Below are 15,285 nucleotides of genomic sequence, written 5' to 3'. Positions count from 1 at the left end.
CTTTTTATTTCGATGACTATTTATGGTTGCTTGGTGCGCAACCCAGGCGAGGTCACTTCGTCAGGAGCGTCATCTGCTTGGATGTTTCGGTGGCGATTGTCGTAAATGCCTTGAAGAGATCCGCGGCGCTCTGCGGGGTGAAATAGTCAGAGGAAGAAGTTGCACAGTACTGCAGCAACGCCTGACCGTTTTGAGGCGCCATGAAGGCAATCGTGTATACGTGAATGCCGTTTTTGCGCGCCTTGTCGCATTGTTCCTTGGTCTTTGTATCGGCGTTTGACACGTTGTTGTCACCATCGGTCATGAACACGATGTACATGGTCGGGTTTGTAACGCCGCTCTTGTCCTTGTGCTGGAGCTGTTCATACGTCAGCCCCGACGTCGTAGACAATTTTGTCAATGCGTCGACAGCGGCTGTAAAAGCGGGGGCAGAATTCGTGGAGCCGCTTGAGGTCAGGTTGTTGACATAGGTCGTGATGCCGTTCGTACCCCAGGCCAGAGCTGTAGGCGTCTGAGCGACATTATTATAGGAGTCGGCGCCGGTGCGGACGTACATCATGTTTGGATCGGCGCTGTTTAGTTGTGCGGCCAGATTGGATGTCGCAATCTTCAGCGATTCCATTTTAGTGTAATAGTTGGTCGAGGTGCCGGTGCAAGTACCCCACTCCTGCTTGCCATTCTTATTTGTTTTTATGCAGCTATAAGTGTACGTCGTGGTAGGCTGCTGGGCGTTAACCGTGTCCGTGGCTTCGTCCATCGATCCGGAGCGGTCCAGAACGAAATACATCGACAAGGCATTCTTCTGGGTTTCGGAAGTCTTGCCGCTGATTGACGTGCTGGACGCAGAAATGTTCAGGGAGCTCTGCCCGGTCAGGCGGGTCATGCTGTTCACGGGCATCGAATAAGATGCATTTACAACGACCGTGTAACCCGAATTCCCGGAGGAATCGGTCGTTTTTGTTACCGTCGTGCTGGTGCCCGCTTTCAGTGAATTCGTAGCATCCGTATCGCCGGTGAGATAATTCGACATCTGGCCGAGGACAAAATTGTTGGCGAGATCCTTGGCGGTCGTTGTGGTCGCGCTACCGTCTGCAAGCGCGGTTGCGGTAGCGAGCGCGGCGGCGTCCGTTGATTCCTGAAGCTGGCTGCGTGTCAGCGACATGTTCGTGACATCGACCGCTACACCTCCCGCCACAGCCAGCACAGGTACGGCAATCGCCGTCAGGATGCCAAAATTTCCGGCTCTATCGCGTAGAAGTTGTTTAAATGCCCAAAGTATATCGGAGCCGGCAATCATCATGTCCGCCTATTGGAGAGAGTTAAATTCTCAAGAACGGCGGGACTATCGATTACAAATATTAGTTGAAGGTTTAAGTGGTCGGTTGATTTTTAACAAACTACATAATCTGGCGCGATTTGCTTGAGATTTTTACTACTTTAAGTATATTCTATTTTAGTGGAATGACATCTACAGCCTGTACGGCTTTCTGATTGCCGTAGCTCTTCAGTACGCCGATAACAGGGGCAACGTCCGAATAATCGCGACCATAGGCAACGACGATATGATCGGTACCGGCGGGAATATTGTTGGTCGGATCGAGCTCGATCCAGCCTGCCGTCTCACCGCACCAGACGCGCACCCATGCATGCATGGCGTCGGCGCCTTCCAGTCTCTCCTTGCCGGGCGGCGGAATGGTACGCAGGAAACCGCTGACATAGCCGGCGGGGATGCCGAGGCTGCGGAGCGCGATGATCATCACATGCGAAAAATCCTGGCAGACCCCGCGCTTGAGGCGAAATGCCTCCTTGGGCGTGGTATCGACCGTCGTCGCCTTCGGATCGTAGGTGAAATCCTTGTGGATCTCAGCGCAGACCGCATGCGCGATCTGCAGGGTCGTCAGTTTGGTCGATTTCCACTGCTTGGCGTAATCGGTGATTTCGCCCGTCTCCGGCAGGCGTGGGCTACTGCCGAGGAAATGGTGAGGCGAGGAAGGATCGATCGACCAGCAGTCTTCAATCTCTTCCGGCAATTTGGCCAGCAGCGGCGAGAAGTCGGCCCCGACAGGCTGACTTTCCACCTGAACGCGCGCCTGCATGCGGATGTCGAGCCTTTCATGCGGATCGCGAACCAGGATCGAGGTTGCCGGATGCTGGAAGAAATCCGTGAAGTTCGATTGCTCGTCCGGCCCTGGAGTTATCTTCACCGAGCCGGCGATCAGCCTCTGCCGATTGGGCAGGGAGAGCGGCATGACGCGCAGGATATGCCGCGCGCCGCTTGCCGGCACGTCGTAGATATAGCCCATGTGAAGCGAGAGATCATAAAGCATCACGTTATCCGAGGTAGGTGCGTGCCAGCAGGTCGGATAGCCGCTCCAGTTCGCGGGCGAGCTGCTGGTAGACTTCGACGGTCATTGCTTCGGGCGTCATGACAGCCAACCCCGAATGCAGGCGCATGGCTTCGCGGAAGAAGGGCGACATCTGGCCGTTGACGTAGGCGTTCGGCAATTGCTCGACCTCGCGGTGGATCTCGTTCATCTGGAAGAGGATCGAGCGCGGGTTCAAGGGGTCGAGCGCCAGCAGGTCCGTCACCGTCAGGCGGGCCGTATTGACATTGTAGCGGCGGCGATGGGTCATGACGCTGTCGCCGATCTCCAGCAGCATGTCGAGCGCTCCGTCGGGCGCATCGGGGCCGGACATATGACCGAGCAGCCGCGTCATGTGCAGGCCGCGCTCGATATAGCGGCCGAGCGACAGGAAGCGCCAGCCGGTGAAGCGATACATGTTTTCGTGCACGAGACCGGCGAAGCCTGCGAGTTTACGCAAGAGGATCGTCATGGCATGGCTGGCGTCGTCACCGTGCTTCACGCCTTCCTTGAAGCGGCGTGCGGTCTTGGCGAGATCGTTCAGCGCCAGCCATCCGTCGGGAGAAAAACGGTCGCGGATGTTGCTTGCCGAATAGACAGCACTGTCGATATTGCGCAGCAGGGTTTCCGGAACTGCCTGCTTGGTATCGATGTCGATGGCGGCGAGATAGGTGCTGACATCGGCAAGCAGCGGCTGGTTCGGATCGGCCGATTCGGCGAAACGGCCGTGCCAGGCGCGCAGGATGCGCAGCGCGCCTTCAGCGCGCTCGATATAGCGGCCAAGCCAGAAGAGGTTGTCGGCCGCCCGGCTCGGCAGGCTGCCCGGCATGTTGCGGGTGAAGGTCTCTTCGGCCGGCAGCAGCGTATGGGCTTCGACCGGCTTGTCGGAAACGATCCAGACGTCGGCGGCCGAGCCGCCCGCCTGCATGGCGATGGCCGCGACATCGTCGCCGCTGCCGATGCGTGCAAAGCCGCCCGGCATGATCTGCCAGCCGTTTTCCGTGCGGGCGGCGAAGACGCGCAAGCTCATTGGCCGCGGCGTCAGCTTGCCGTTGACCCAGGCTGGCGTGGTCGACAGTGTGACGACTTCCTGGCCGACGAGTTTTTGGCCTTCGGTCGCCAGCCAATCCGCGATCGAATCGCGGGCGGTGCTGCGCAGGGTCGAGCCCAACACGGACTGGCCGTTGTCATCGAAGAATGGCATGCAGGAATAAGCCGGGCCGATGACCATCTTCTCGATGTTTTCAGCGACGTGTTCCCGCTCGCTCTTCTGGCCGCACCACCAGGTCGCGATCGACGGCAGCTTCAATTCCTCGCCGCGCAGATGCCGACTGATGGTCGGCATGAAGGCGAGCAGGGCGCGCGTCTCGAGTATGCCGGAGCCAAGGGCGTTGACGATGCTCACCGTCTGCGCCCGCAAGGCCTCGACCATGCCCGGCGTGCCGATATGGGAATGCTGGTTGAGTTCTAACGGGTCGGCATAGGACGCGTCGAGGCGGCGCCAAAGGACGCTGATCGGCCTCAGACCCGCGACGGTGCGCACCATCAGCTGATCGTTGACGACGGTGATGTCCTCGCCCTCCAGCAGCATGAAGCCGAGATAACGGGCGATATAGGCGTGCTCGTAATAGGTCTCGTTGGCAGGCCCCGGCGTCAGGACGGCGACACGTCCTTCGCCACTGCGCTTGCCGCCAAGAAGCGCATCGCGGAAAGCACCGAAGAAGGAGGCGAGGCGATGGACCTTGGTTTCCGCATAGATATCGGAGAACGCGCGGGTGGTGGCGACACGGGTTTCCAGCGCAAAGCCGGCGCCGGATGGCGCCTGCGCACGATCGGCCAGTACCCACCAGTTGCCGTCAGGACCGCGGCCGACCTCGAAAGCCAGGAAATGCAGATAGTGGCCGCTTGCGGGCTTGACGCCGACGAGCGGGCGCAGGAATTCCGGATTGCCGGCAATCAAGGCCGGCGGCAACAGCCCTTCGTTCACCAGCCGGCTGTCGCCGTAGATGTCGGCAATGATGGATTCCAACAGATCGGCGCGTTGCTGCAGACCTTCGGAGAGAGCCTGCCATTCGCGCTCGTCGATGAGCACGGGAATATGCGAGATCGGCCAGCCGCGTTCACTGACACCAGTCGTTCCGTAGGCCCGGTAGAACACGCCTGCATCGCGCAGATAGCGGTCGGCGCGGGCAAAGCGCTCGGTCAGCTCTTCTTCCGACATGCGCGATAATGCCGACAGAAGGTTTTGCCAGACCGGACGGACGGCGCCTTTATTGTCGACCATTTCATCGGCAACGCCGGGCAAGGGGCGATAGGCGAAGGCGGGATCCTTGCCGATCCCGGTCTTTGCCTCATCGCGCCGTTCCGTCGCCGGTTTTCTAGTCATGCACAGTTCCGTCTCAAATTCCTGCCGGCCGCCTGAGGTCGAGCGTCAGCGGGAATTCCGCCGATGCGGGCTCCGGTCTCAGGACGTAGCCACCTGCTGTATGCCCCCAAGGCTCGAAACGCGCAAGACGTCGCGCTTCCGCCTCGTTGCCATTGACGGGGAAGGTGTCGTAGTTGCGGCCGCCCGGATGGGCAACATGGTAGATGCAGCCGCCGATCGAGCGTTGCGACCAGGTGTCGTAGATGTCGAAGGTCAGCGGCGTATCGATGGGCAGAACGGGATGCAGGCCCGAGGCCGGATGCCAAGCCTTGTAGCGCACGCCGGCGATCGAAACGCCCGCCATTCCCGTCGGCGTCAGCGGTACGGGGCGACCATTGCAGGTCACGGTATAGCGGGAGGGATTGGATGTCTCGAATCGAACCTGCAGACGCTCGACCGACGAATCGACATAACGTACGGTGCCTCCAATAGCACCTTCTTCGCCCATCACATGCCACGGCTCCAGTGCCTGGCGCAGCTCCAGCTTGCTGCCCTCATATTCGACTTCGCCGCAGAAGGGGAAGCGGAATTCCAGCTGCGCCTGAAACCATTCCGGTCGCAGATCGAAACCGTTTTCGCGGAGATCGGCGAGAATGTCGAGAAAATCCTGCCAGATATAGTGCGGCAGCATGAAGCGATCATGCAGCGTCGTGCCCCAGCGCACGAACCTTCCGTCGATGGGATTGCGCCAGAAGCGGGCGAGCAGCGCGCGCACCAGCAATTGCTGGGCAAGGCTCATGCGGGCGTTCGGCGGCATTTCGAAACCGCGGAATTCGACGAGGCCGAGCCTACCTGTCGGGCCATCCGGCGAGAAGAGCTTGTCGATGCAGATTTCCGAGCGGTGGGTGTTGCCGGTGACGTCAGTCAAGAGATTGCGGAAGAGGCGATCCACCAGCCATGGAAGCGGCTGCAATCCGCGTCCGGGTGCCGGTACCTGTGCCAGCGCAATTTCCAGCTCATAAAGGCTGTCATGACGGGCTTCGTCGATGCGCGGCGCCTGGCTGGTCGGCCCGACGAACATGCCGGAGAAAAGGTAAGAGAGCGAGGGGTGACGCTGCCAGTGCAGTACCAAGCTCTTCAACAGGTCGGGACGGCGCAGGAAGGGGCTGTCCATCGTATTGCGGCCGCCGACAACGACGTGGTTGCCGCCGCCGGTGCCGGTATGGCGGCCGTCGATCATGAATTTGTCAGTGCCGAGCCGGCTGGCGCGGGCCTCATCATAAACAGCCGTGGTGATATCGACGGCTTCCTTCCAGCTCGACGCCGGATGGATGTTGACCTCGATGACGCCGGGATCGGGGGCGACGCGGATGACATTGATGCGCTCATCCTGCGGCGGCGGATAGCCTTCGATATGCACAGGCAGGTTGAGGGCAGCGGCGGCGCGCTCGGCCGAGGCGACGAGATCGAGGTAATCCTCGACGCTGACCGTCGGCGGCATGAAGATGCAGAGCCGTCCGTCGCGCGGTTCCACGCTGATGGCGGTGCGCACATAGCCGCCGATCTCGTCGAGGGATTGCGGCATGATCGGCTGCTGACCGCTGAAAGGCTGGAAATGCGCCGCCTGCAGCGGCCGGCCCTTGTCCTCATTGTAATCGGGCAGGGCTTCACGCGGGATCGTCGGATCCATCGGATTGATATAGGGATATTGCGATGCCGGTATCCAGCCGAGCGAATTCAGCGGCAGGCGATAGCCAACCGGGCTGTCGCCAGGGGTCAGGAAGATGCGGCCGCGGCGCGTGCGCCATTTTTCGCTGCTCCAGCGACGGCCGCTGGCACGCGCATTCCATGCCTGTATGGGAAGGATATAGCCCGTGGGCCGCGTCAGGCCGCGTTCGAAGACGCGGGCCATGCGCGAACGTTCCTCCGGGTCTTTCAGCTTCGAATTGGATGGGTCGACATTGTCGGGCAGGTTCGCTTCCTTGACCAGCCATTCGGCCGGGTCTTCGAAGGCGGGAGCGACATAATCCGGTTCGATGTCGAGCTCGCCGGCGATGGCCGTCAGCAGGCGGCCCGCATCATCCTCGGTGACACTGTAGTTGCGGCCTTCATTGGCGATCAGGTCGGGATTCGACCAGATCGGCCGGCCGTCGCGACGCCAATAGAGCGAGAAGGTCCAGCGCGGCAGGCTTTCACCGGGATACCATTTGCCCTGGCCGTAATGCAGGAAGCCGTTCGGCGCGAAACGCTCGCGCAGGCGGCGGATCAGCGCATCGGCCTTCTCACGCTTCGTCGGGCCGACGGCGGCGGTGTTCCATTCGTCCGACTCGAAGTCGTCGATCGACACGAAGGTCGGCTCGCCGCCCATGGTCAGGCGTACATCGTCTTCCTTGAGGATGGCATCGACCTTTTCGCCGAGCGCGTTCAAGGCATCCCAGCTTTCGTCGGAGAAGGGCTTGGTGATGCGCGGATGTTCGGCGACGCGGCTGACCGTCATCGCGAAATCGAATTCGGTCTTGGCTTCGCCGAAATAGCCGCCCGAGATCGGTGCGGCATTGCGGAAATGCGGCGTGGCCGCTAGCGGAATATGGCTCTCGCCCGTCAGAAGGCCCGAGGTCGGATCGAGGCCAACCCAGCCGGCGCCGGGGAGATAGACTTCCGCCCAGGCATGCAGGTCGGTGAAGTCGACCTCTGTGCCAGAGGGGCCGTCGAGCGCTTTCAGGTCGGGCGTGAGCTGGATGAGATAGCCGGAGACGAAACGGGCGGCGAGGCCAAGATGACGAAGCACCTGCACCAGCAGCCAGCTCGTATCGCGGCAGGAACCCTTGGCGGTCTCCAGCGTCTCCTCGGGCGTCTGCACGCCAGCTTCCATACGGATGACGTAGCCAATTTCCTGCTGCAGGCGGGTGTTGAGACCGACGATCATGTCGACGGTCTTCTGTTCCGAGCGGTCGAGCGTGGCGAGGAAGGCTTTCAGTCTGGGGCCGGGCTCTTCCGGCTTCATATAGATCGAGAGATCCTCGCGGATGGTCTCGGGATAGTCGAAGGGCCATTTCGTCGCTTCCTCTTCGACGAAGAAGTCGAAAGGGTTGTAGACCGTCATGTCGGCGACCAGATCGACCTCGATCTTCAGCTCGGTTACCGGGTCGGGAAAGACGAAGCGGGCGAGATAGTTGCCGTAGGGGTCTTGCTGCAGATTGACGAAATGATTTGATGGCGTGACCTTCAGCGAGTGACTGAGTACGCGGGTCTTGGAATGCGAGGCGGGTTTCAGGCGGATGATCTGGGGGCCGAGGCGGACCGGATTGTCGTATTTATAATGGGTGAGATGATAGATGCTCGCCGTGATCGCCATATGTCTCTTCGCCTAGTCCGCATCGTTGTGCGGTGATTGCTGTTCCCGTGGGGCAGTGTGTGCAATGCAGCGAAAGAAAGCAAGGTGTCCCCCCGCGCTTCGGAAGCTCCTGCTGTGTAACGCCTAAACAAAAACGGCGAGCTTTCGCCCGCCGTTCTCAAATCTGGATCTGTTTGCTTGCAATCAGCTTCTGCCGAACTCGTCGACGAGGCGGATGATGTCGTCTTCGCCGAGATAGGAGCCGGTCTGCACTTCGATCAGCTCCAGCAGGATCTTGCCCGGATTGGACAGGCGATGGACTTCGCCGAGGGGGATATAGATCGACTCGTTTTCGCGCAGCATCTGCACGTTTTCGCCGACCGTCACTTCGGCCGTGCCCTTGACGACGATCCAGTGCTCGGAGCGGTGGTGATGCTTCTGCAGCGACAGCTTCTTGCCCGGCAACACGAAGATGCGCTTCACCTGGAAACGTTCGCCGTTCAGCACCGAGGTATAGCCGCCCCAGGGGCGGTATGAGGTCGGGTGCGTCTCGGTGAGCTTGGCCGTTTTCTTCTCGCTTGCGAGCAGCTTGACGAGCTTGCCGACTTCCTGGCTGTCCTTGAGGTGGCCGACATAGACGGCGTCTTCGCTGGCGATGACGGCGACGTCCTCGAGCCCCTGCACGGCGACGTGGAGGCTATGCGACATCACGAGCGAATTCTTGGTGTTGACCAGCGTCGTCGCGCCGGCGGAAACATTGCCGCTTTCGTCGCGGCTGCCGACTTTCCACACCGCATCCCAGCTGCCGAGATCCGACCAGGTGAAGGGCGAAGGAACGACGGCCGCATTGGCCGTCTTTTCCATCAGCGCGTAGTCGATGGAAATATCCGGGCTCTTGGAGAAATTGTCGGCATCGAGGCGGGTGAAGTCGAGATCGCGCGTCGATTTGGACACGGCCTTGCTGGCAGCCTTTTCGACTTCGGGAGCAAATTCCTTCATCTCGGCCAGAAGCTGGGCAGCCGAGAACATGAACATGCCGGAGTTCCAGTAGAAATGGCCGCTGGCAACCATCTCCTTGGCCTTGTCCAAGGCAGGCTTCTCGACAAAGCGCTTGACGGCATGGGCGCCGGTCGCAAGCGCCTTGCCGCTTTCGATATAGCCATAGCCGGTGGCCGGCTCCGTCGGCTTGATGCCGAAGGTGACGAGCTTGCCCTGGAGCGCCGTGTCGCGCGCCAGGCGCACGCAATCGTAATAGGTGGTGCTGGCGTCGATCTCATAGTCGGAACCGAGGACGTGCATGATAGCGTCCTTGCCGAAGAGTTCGGTGACAAGTGCAGCGGCGGCAGCGACCGCGGCGGCGGTATTGCGGGCGACCGGCTCCAGCAGCACCGCAGTGAGCTTCAGGTCGAGTTCGCGGGCCTGCTCTGCGACGAGGAAGCGGAACTCCTCATTGGTCAGGACGATCGGCGCTTCGTAGAGCTCGGGATCGGCCACCCGCTCCAAAGTGTTCTGAAACAGCGTTCTGTCGCCGATGAACTGGATGAATTGCTTCGGCGCAGAAGCGCGCGACAGCGGCCACAGCCGTGTGCCCTTGCCGCCTGCCATGATCACCGGGACGATCTTTGCTGCCATACTCCGCCTCTCCTAGACACTTCAACCGAGAGCCGACTGTCAAGAGCGCAACCGTTGCGCTTTCCGCCATGCTCCTTCGACAACGTTAATCGCCATTGCGATATTTTTTGGCAAAACGCTAGCGCTAATATGCCAGCAGCGTAAACATTCGGCGATCTTGGCGCGGAAATCCTGATGAAAGTCCGCTGCACGCGCCTTTCCGAAGACGAGAGGCAGAATCAATGGATGCGACTCTGCTCCCTCAAGATCCGCCATAGGCCAGCGAGGCCGCGGCGATGATCATCAGCAGTTGGAGATTAAGCTTCTGCCCTGTCATGCTCTTCATCGTGCACCGGCGCATGGTTGAGGCCATTGCGCCTGTTGTAGCGGATCGAGGACCAGAGCGAGATGCCGATCAGGGCCGCGCCGCCAAGGCCGGTGATGACTTCCGGGATATGGGTCAGGGTCTGCACGTACATAATCACCGAGAGGATCAGGATGGCGTAGAAGGCGCCATGTTCGAGGTAGCGATAGTGGGCGAGCGTACCCTTTTCCACCAGCATGATCGTCATCGAGCGGACGTACATGGCGCCGATGCCGAGGCCGATCGCGATGATGAACAGGTTCTGGGTGAGGGCGAAGGCACCGATGACGCCGTCGAAGGAGAAGCTGGCATCAAGGATTTCGAGATAGAGAAAAGCGCCGAAGCCACCTTTTGCCGCCGCGCTCATCGTTTTTTGCGAGGCGTCGAGGAACCCGGCCAGAACCTCCACGAGCAGGAAGGTCAGGAGGCCATAAATCGAGGCATGCAGGAAGGTCGTGGCGTCGTCACCGTCGAGCACGGAGGTGAAGATGAGAACCATGATCAGTACGAAGGCGATCTCCACGCCCTTGACGGTGGCGAAATGCGCCATCCGCTTCTCAATGAAGCTAATCCAGTGCACGTCCTTTTCGTGATTGAAGAAATAGGTCAGGCCCACCATCATCAGGAAGGTGCCGCCGAAGGCGGCGATCGGCAGATGTGCTGCCTGCATGATCTCTGCATATTGCTCGGGCCTGGTGGCGGCGAGCTTCAATGCTTCCCACGGATTGATCCAGGCGGCGATGGCGACGATCGCCAGTGGAAAGATGATCCGCATGCCGAAGACGGCGATGATGATACCCCAGGTCAGGAAGCGATGCTGCCAGACCGGCGTCATCTCCTTCAGCTTGTTGGCATTGACGATGGCATTATCGAAAGACAGCGAGATTTCGAGCACGGCCAGGACGGCACAGATGAAGAAGGCCGTGGCAAGGCCGCTGAAAGTGCCGGTGGTGTTCCAGCCCAGCAGAGCACCGAGGCCAAGGCCGCCGACGGTAACGGCAAAAGCCCAGCCGAAATAGCTGAGCACGGATTTTGAAATGGTGGGCGAGCTCATGGGCGCGCCTCGCCGCAAAGGGGGTGAAACCATCCGGATTGCGCGCATAGCCGCATACCGAAGACGGCATGCGGGTGAGGCATGGTCAAGCTGATCATGGAAACGAAGTCCGCCGGCTCATCTGCAGGCGGTACCGACATCGCGAGAGCGCCGTGAAAACTCTCGCCAGAGGGGCCCGGCACCAAAGTTCAATCCGTCGCCGATGTCAGGGAGGCGCGGAGATGCTTCATAGTTAGTGAAGTTGCGATGCAGGTCAAGAGTTGAAATCGAGGCGACAGCCACTGCCCTTGATAATTGAGAATTCGAGGAACCAAACAGAGGGGGCCGCGTTTGCCCTTCAGGTGGTCTTGCGCCGCCCGCCGCATCAAAACCTCAGGCGGATCGTTATCCCGACAACAGCGACAGACAGGAGAAGCTCCGATGAGCCCGACACCCATTAACCGCAAGTCGCAAACGCAAAAACCGGAACTGACGGAACGGCAGAAAAAGGCACGGCCGAATACGCTACGCCAAGCTCAGGTCCTGCCGCCGCATCAGGTGGATCTCACGCTCCACCCGGTGACCCATGAGGATGTGCATGTTCCCGCTCATGTCAACGGCGCAGACCTGTCGCGCGAGGCGCCGGCCGATGCCAATCATGGCCGGAAGCAAAAGACTACGCCGCGGCATTAATTCGGTGCAGGAATTCGGGCGCTGGCCATGCGGCGAATGACCGCTACTTGTGCCGAGGTGCCTTGCCGTCGGATGTGAAGCTGCCGTTGAAACTCATTTCGGTCGATTTCGCCGAGCATTCGATGGCAATCGGCTTGCCGGCATAGGGGTTGGCGAAGATGCAGGCGCCCTTGGCTGCGACTTGATTCGACATATCGTTGCCGGCTCCCGTCGCGATAACATCGATCGGCAATTGCGCAGTGCCTTTCTGGCTGCCGGGCTTGATGCCTTTCCCATTGCCACGGAAGCCGAGCATTTTGCCGCCGGATGTGAAAATGAAAGTCACGGAACCGTCAGGTGCGGTGACACTGGCGAGTTCTGCTTTGCATCCCTTGGAGGCATCGAATTTGCCGACCACGAGCTTGGAGCATTTTCCGCTGACCACGGTAGCACCCTGTGCCGGAAAATTTTCGACGGCAGCAGCTGCAGCCTGTGTGGCGACCAGCGCCGTCAATCCAAAAGCAATGCCTGCGAATCGCATAAGAGGGGCTCCTTTCAAGCCCAAGCAGATTCGCCGATCCAAATGTGGCAGTCAACCCGAAGCGGGGCGCAAACCCCGAGCCCGCTGAAAGCGCCCGGCTTCACGCTGGGCGATTTCGCGTCTGACCTCACACATCTCGCTGTCGCAAGGCCATCCGCGGTCCTTGCGCGATGTGGGTTAATGTTGTTGCGCCGATTCCGGGACGAGCGAGCCGATCAACTGCAGCAACGCATTCTGGCGATTGCCGCCCCCGGCCAGGAATTCATAGAGGGTCATGCTCTTCTCGCTGCCGCCGTCGACAACATAATCCGCCTGGCGGATGACGTAGACCTCGCCGCTTTCGGTATCGCGGGCGAGGTGGAACATATATTCGTCGCCATTGGACTTGTGGTTCTTATAGAACTGCCGCTTCACCACCGTCATCTCGTCCTCCCGTATGATCGATGCGCTGGTATGACAGTAGGATGACGGCGCGGCCGGAAGTCAAGCGGCTTGTGGCGGGAACTTGTGCCGTAGGCCTCGTTCAACTCGCAATCGCAGCGAACAGCAGCATGTGATTGGCTATCTTTCAAAAGACTACTATTCTCCACCTGCGCTCGAATTTTTCGGGACGCGGCTAGTTGGAGATCGAAACACATGAGAATGATGTTAGCGCTGGGAGCGATTTTGAGCCTGGCATGCGTCTCTGCCGGTGAGGCGCCTTCGAATTATCAGACCTACCACGGCGGCATTCGCGCCGACAGCGATCCGGTGGTGCTGGCAAGATACGACAGGGCTCTTAATCATTGCGAGCCCGAAGCCTATTCCTGGCGGCGTGGATCGCCGGATGCGAACAGCACGCTCTATTGGCTGGCTCTCAGGAATTGCCTCAACCGCCAGGGCTTTGTCGATCGCGGCGTCTATGCCTATCCGACGACAGCGGTGCTGCGGCATTTTCTGGATCGCTGACAGACGTCAATCCGCTCCGGCATTCGGCGGACCTTTGGCACCACCTTCGGTCAAAGCAAAAGCTGAAGTTCTGCGGATCGGTATGAAACTAAAAAGGCCTTTCGATTTCTCGAAAGGCCTTGCTTTTCAGCGAATTAGGATGGTGGGCGTGACAGGGATTGAACCTGTGACCCCTACGATGTCAACGTAGTGCTCTCCCGCTGAGCTACACGCCCATCCGATGGCGGCGCATAGATCACAAAACCTTAGTTGCCGTCAATAGGCTTTTTTTCGGTTTTGTGACGTGGCCGCCGAAAGCCTTACGCGGCAAGGAGTTTGTTGACCTCGTCGACCAGCTCGCGGAGGTGGAAAGGCTTGGAAAGGACCTTCGCATCCTTCGGCGCCTTCGAATCGGGGTTCAAAGCGACGGCGGCAAAGCCAGTGATGAACATCACCTTCAGGTCCGGATCGAGTTCGGTGGCGCGGCGCGCCAGCTCGATGCCGTCCATCTCCGGCATGACGATGTCAGTCAAAAGCAGCGAGAACGGCTCTTCGCGCAGCCGGTCGTAAGCGCTGGCTCCATTGTCAAAGGACAAGACCTTGTAGCCGGCTTTTTCGAGTGCCTTCACGAGAAAGCGACGCATGTCGTTGTCGTCTTCGGCAAGAAGTATCTTCTGGGTCATCATCTCTATCGCTAATCAACTTTGTCTTGTTGGACTCGTCCAGCGTTTAGGGTACCGCGACGCCGTAAACAAGCCGTGAATGGTCAGCCAAAACGCGCCATTCCAGCATTTGTTCGAAGCATAGGTGCATTCCGCGAAAACGTCCTGCGTTTTCGCTGACCGGGCATCCGAGATTCCGAATACGGTGTTTTGGATTAAGGCCATTTCGCTCAAGTTACTATGGACTTGCGGTCATGCAACTGGCAACATGATTACTGCGACAAGTTGTTGACATGGTAAAGACGTTGATGTCCGCGGAAATGCGCAGTTTCGAGATTTTCGAGGTATTGGAGCCAGCCTCCCAGACGATACCGTTTGTCTACAGCTCGCCTCATAGTGGTCGCATCTATCCCCCCGATTTCGTCGCCCAATCTCGCCTGCAGGGCATCGCCATCCGCCGCTCCGAGGATCATTATGTCGACGAGCTTTTTTCGGCGGCAAGCTCTCTCGGTGCGCCGCTGCTGTTTGCCAATTTTCCGCGCGCCTATATCGACGTGAATCGCGAGCCCTACGAGCTCGATCCGCGCATGTTCGATGGTGCGTTGCCATCCTATGCGAATATCAATTCGCTGCGGGTCGCCGGCGGTCTTGGCACGATCCCGCGAATCGTCGCCGAGAACATGGAAATCTATGCGCGCCGCGTCCCGGTCGAAGATGCGCTGAAGCGCATCGACACGATCTACAAGCCTTATCACGCGACGCTTCGGCGGCTGATTGCGCGCACCCATGTCAAATTCGGCTTCGGCGTGCTGGTCGATTGTCACTCCATGCCGGGCAATATCCGTATCGCCGGCAGCAACACGCGGCCCGATTTCATCCTCGGCGATCGCTACGGCACCAGCGCCTCGGCGGAACTCTCGCGCGCGGCCATGCAGATCCTCGAGGAACTCGGCTTCAACGCCGTGCGCAACAAGCCCTATGCCGGCGGCTTCATCACCGAGCATTACGGCCGCCCCTCCCGCGGGCTGCATGCCCTGCAGATCGAGGTCAACCGTTCGCTCTATGTCGACGAGACGACCCTTGAGAAGCGCCCGGACTTCGACAAGGTTGCCGCCGCCATCACGCTGTTCATGAAGCGCATGGCCGAGCATGTGGAATCCTATACGGGCGATCCGGCACTGGCAGCGGAATAATGCAAGGCCCTTTCGCCCCGCGAGGCGGGGAGAAGGTGGGGCGGAGACATTGAGCGGAGCGAAATGTCGATGCCTCGGATGAGGGGCTATCTCTGACCATTCGGAGCGACAAAATCTGCAGAATCGTTTGGTGATGGCGTGCTCAGGCGTGTTTGCCATTGTCGGGGCTTTGCCCCTCACCCTAGCCCTCTCCCCGCAGGCGGGGCGAGGGGACGCCTCC

At 59.8% G+C, this 15,285-nt stretch carries 12 protein-coding genes and 1 tRNA gene; 3 read left to right on the top strand and 10 right to left on the bottom strand.

From position 1 onward, the window contains the following. Positions 1-52: 52 nt before the first annotated feature. From GA0061103_RS15300 to GA0061103_RS15275, 6 genes are all read right to left on the bottom strand, one after another. Positions 53-1,300, bottom strand: coding sequence for a vWA domain-containing protein (locus tag GA0061103_RS15300; RefSeq protein ID WP_245304755.1), 1,248 nt, complete (start codon positions 1,298-1,300; stop codon positions 53-55). A gap of 148 nt (positions 1,301-1,448) precedes the next feature. Next, a complete protein-coding gene (locus GA0061103_RS15295; protein ID WP_092712473.1) occupies positions 1,449-2,327 on the bottom strand; it encodes a transglutaminase family protein in 879 nt (292 codons plus the stop codon). A gap of 4 nt (positions 2,328-2,331) precedes the next feature. Next, positions 2,332-4,749 (bottom strand): circularly permuted type 2 ATP-grasp protein, encoded by a 2,418-nt coding sequence (locus GA0061103_RS15290; protein WP_092712471.1) that lies wholly within the window; start codon positions 4,747-4,749, stop codon positions 2,332-2,334. Between the two features lie 13 nt (positions 4,750-4,762). Beyond that, a complete protein-coding gene (locus tag GA0061103_RS15285; protein ID WP_092712469.1) occupies positions 4,763-8,083 on the bottom strand; it encodes a transglutaminase family protein in 3,321 nt (1,106 codons plus the stop codon). A 183-nt stretch (positions 8,084-8,266) separates the two neighbouring features. After that, positions 8,267-9,694 (bottom strand): mannose-1-phosphate guanylyltransferase/mannose-6-phosphate isomerase, encoded by a 1,428-nt coding sequence (locus tag GA0061103_RS15280; RefSeq protein ID WP_092712467.1) that lies wholly within the window; start codon positions 9,692-9,694, stop codon positions 8,267-8,269. A 296-nt stretch (positions 9,695-9,990) separates the two neighbouring features. Then, positions 9,991-11,091 (bottom strand): DUF475 domain-containing protein, encoded by a 1,101-nt coding sequence (locus GA0061103_RS15275; RefSeq protein ID WP_092712465.1) that lies wholly within the window; start codon positions 11,089-11,091, stop codon positions 9,991-9,993. Positions 11,092-11,511: 420 nt separating this feature from the next. Here GA0061103_RS15275 and GA0061103_RS15270 point away from each other — a divergent pair, with 420 nt between their 5' ends. Further along, complete coding sequence (locus GA0061103_RS15270) at positions 11,512-11,763, top strand: hypothetical protein (protein WP_092712463.1); 252 nt, start codon at positions 11,512-11,514, stop codon at positions 11,761-11,763. 43 nt (positions 11,764-11,806) lie between these two features. Here the strand turns inward: GA0061103_RS15270 and GA0061103_RS15265 are convergent, their stop codons facing one another. Then, positions 11,807-12,283 (bottom strand): hypothetical protein, encoded by a 477-nt coding sequence (locus GA0061103_RS15265; RefSeq protein ID WP_092712461.1) that lies wholly within the window; start codon positions 12,281-12,283, stop codon positions 11,807-11,809. A gap of 177 nt (positions 12,284-12,460) precedes the next feature. Next, on the bottom strand, positions 12,461-12,706 hold the full coding sequence (locus GA0061103_RS15260; RefSeq protein ID WP_092712460.1) for a hypothetical protein: 246 nt from the start codon (positions 12,704-12,706) through the stop codon (positions 12,461-12,463). Positions 12,707-12,919: 213 nt separating this feature from the next. On the opposite strand from GA0061103_RS15260, the gene GA0061103_RS15255 reads away from it, so the two are divergent. Next, on the top strand, positions 12,920-13,231 hold the full coding sequence (locus tag GA0061103_RS15255) for a hypothetical protein (RefSeq protein WP_092712458.1): 312 nt from the start codon (positions 12,920-12,922) through the stop codon (positions 13,229-13,231). 140 nt (positions 13,232-13,371) lie between these two features. Here the strand turns inward: GA0061103_RS15255 and GA0061103_RS15250 are convergent. Continuing rightward, positions 13,372-13,446, bottom strand: a tRNA-Val gene (locus GA0061103_RS15250). Positions 13,447-13,530: 84 nt separating this feature from the next. Then, a complete protein-coding gene (gene cpdR1, locus GA0061103_RS15245) occupies positions 13,531-13,893 on the bottom strand; it encodes a response regulator CpdR1 (RefSeq protein ID WP_004117561.1) in 363 nt (120 codons plus the stop codon). Positions 13,894-14,165: 272 nt separating this feature from the next. On the opposite strand from cpdR1, the gene GA0061103_RS15240 reads away from it, so the two are divergent. Further along, complete coding sequence (locus GA0061103_RS15240; protein ID WP_245304754.1) at positions 14,166-15,065, top strand: N-formylglutamate amidohydrolase; 900 nt, start codon at positions 14,166-14,168, stop codon at positions 15,063-15,065. Positions 15,066-15,285 lie beyond the last annotated feature (220 nt).

This window comes from Martinezella multihospitum (genome assembly GCF_900094585.1).
Classification (GTDB): domain Bacteria; phylum Pseudomonadota; class Alphaproteobacteria; order Rhizobiales; family Rhizobiaceae; genus Rhizobium; species Rhizobium multihospitium.
The sequence above is the reverse complement of the archived record's forward strand: the minus strand, read 5'-3'. Positions and strand labels throughout refer to the sequence as shown.

Bases quoted from the DNA above. Each gene is read 5' to 3' on its own strand.
- GA0061103_RS15290 (WP_092712471.1), bottom strand. From the start codon at position 4,749: ATGACTAGAAAACCGGCGACGGAACGGCGCGATGAGGCAAAGACCGGG.
- GA0061103_RS15295 (WP_092712473.1), bottom strand. From the start codon at position 2,327: ATGCTTTATGATCTCTCGCTTCACATGGGCTATATCTACGACGTGCCG.
- GA0061103_RS15300 (WP_245304755.1), bottom strand. From the start codon at position 1,300: ATGATGATTGCCGGCTCCGATATACTTTGGGCATTTAAACAACTTCTA.
- GA0061103_RS15260 (WP_092712460.1), bottom strand. From the start codon at position 12,706: ATGACGGTGGTGAAGCGGCAGTTCTATAAGAACCACAAGTCCAATGGC.
- GA0061103_RS15270 (WP_092712463.1), top strand. From the start codon at position 11,512: ATGAGCCCGACACCCATTAACCGCAAGTCGCAAACGCAAAAACCGGAA.
- cpdR1 (WP_004117561.1), bottom strand. From the start codon at position 13,893: ATGACCCAGAAGATACTTCTTGCCGAAGACGACAACGACATGCGTCGC.
- GA0061103_RS15265 (WP_092712461.1), bottom strand. From the start codon at position 12,283: ATGCGATTCGCAGGCATTGCTTTTGGATTGACGGCGCTGGTCGCCACA.
- GA0061103_RS15240 (WP_245304754.1), top strand. From the start codon at position 14,166: ATGGTAAAGACGTTGATGTCCGCGGAAATGCGCAGTTTCGAGATTTTC.
- GA0061103_RS15255 (WP_092712458.1), top strand. From the start codon at position 12,920: ATGAGAATGATGTTAGCGCTGGGAGCGATTTTGAGCCTGGCATGCGTC.
- GA0061103_RS15280 (WP_092712467.1), bottom strand. From the start codon at position 9,694: ATGGCAGCAAAGATCGTCCCGGTGATCATGGCAGGCGGCAAGGGCACA.
- GA0061103_RS15285 (WP_092712469.1), bottom strand. From the start codon at position 8,083: ATGGCGATCACGGCGAGCATCTATCATCTCACCCATTATAAATACGAC.
- GA0061103_RS15275 (WP_092712465.1), bottom strand. From the start codon at position 11,091: ATGAGCTCGCCCACCATTTCAAAATCCGTGCTCAGCTATTTCGGCTGG.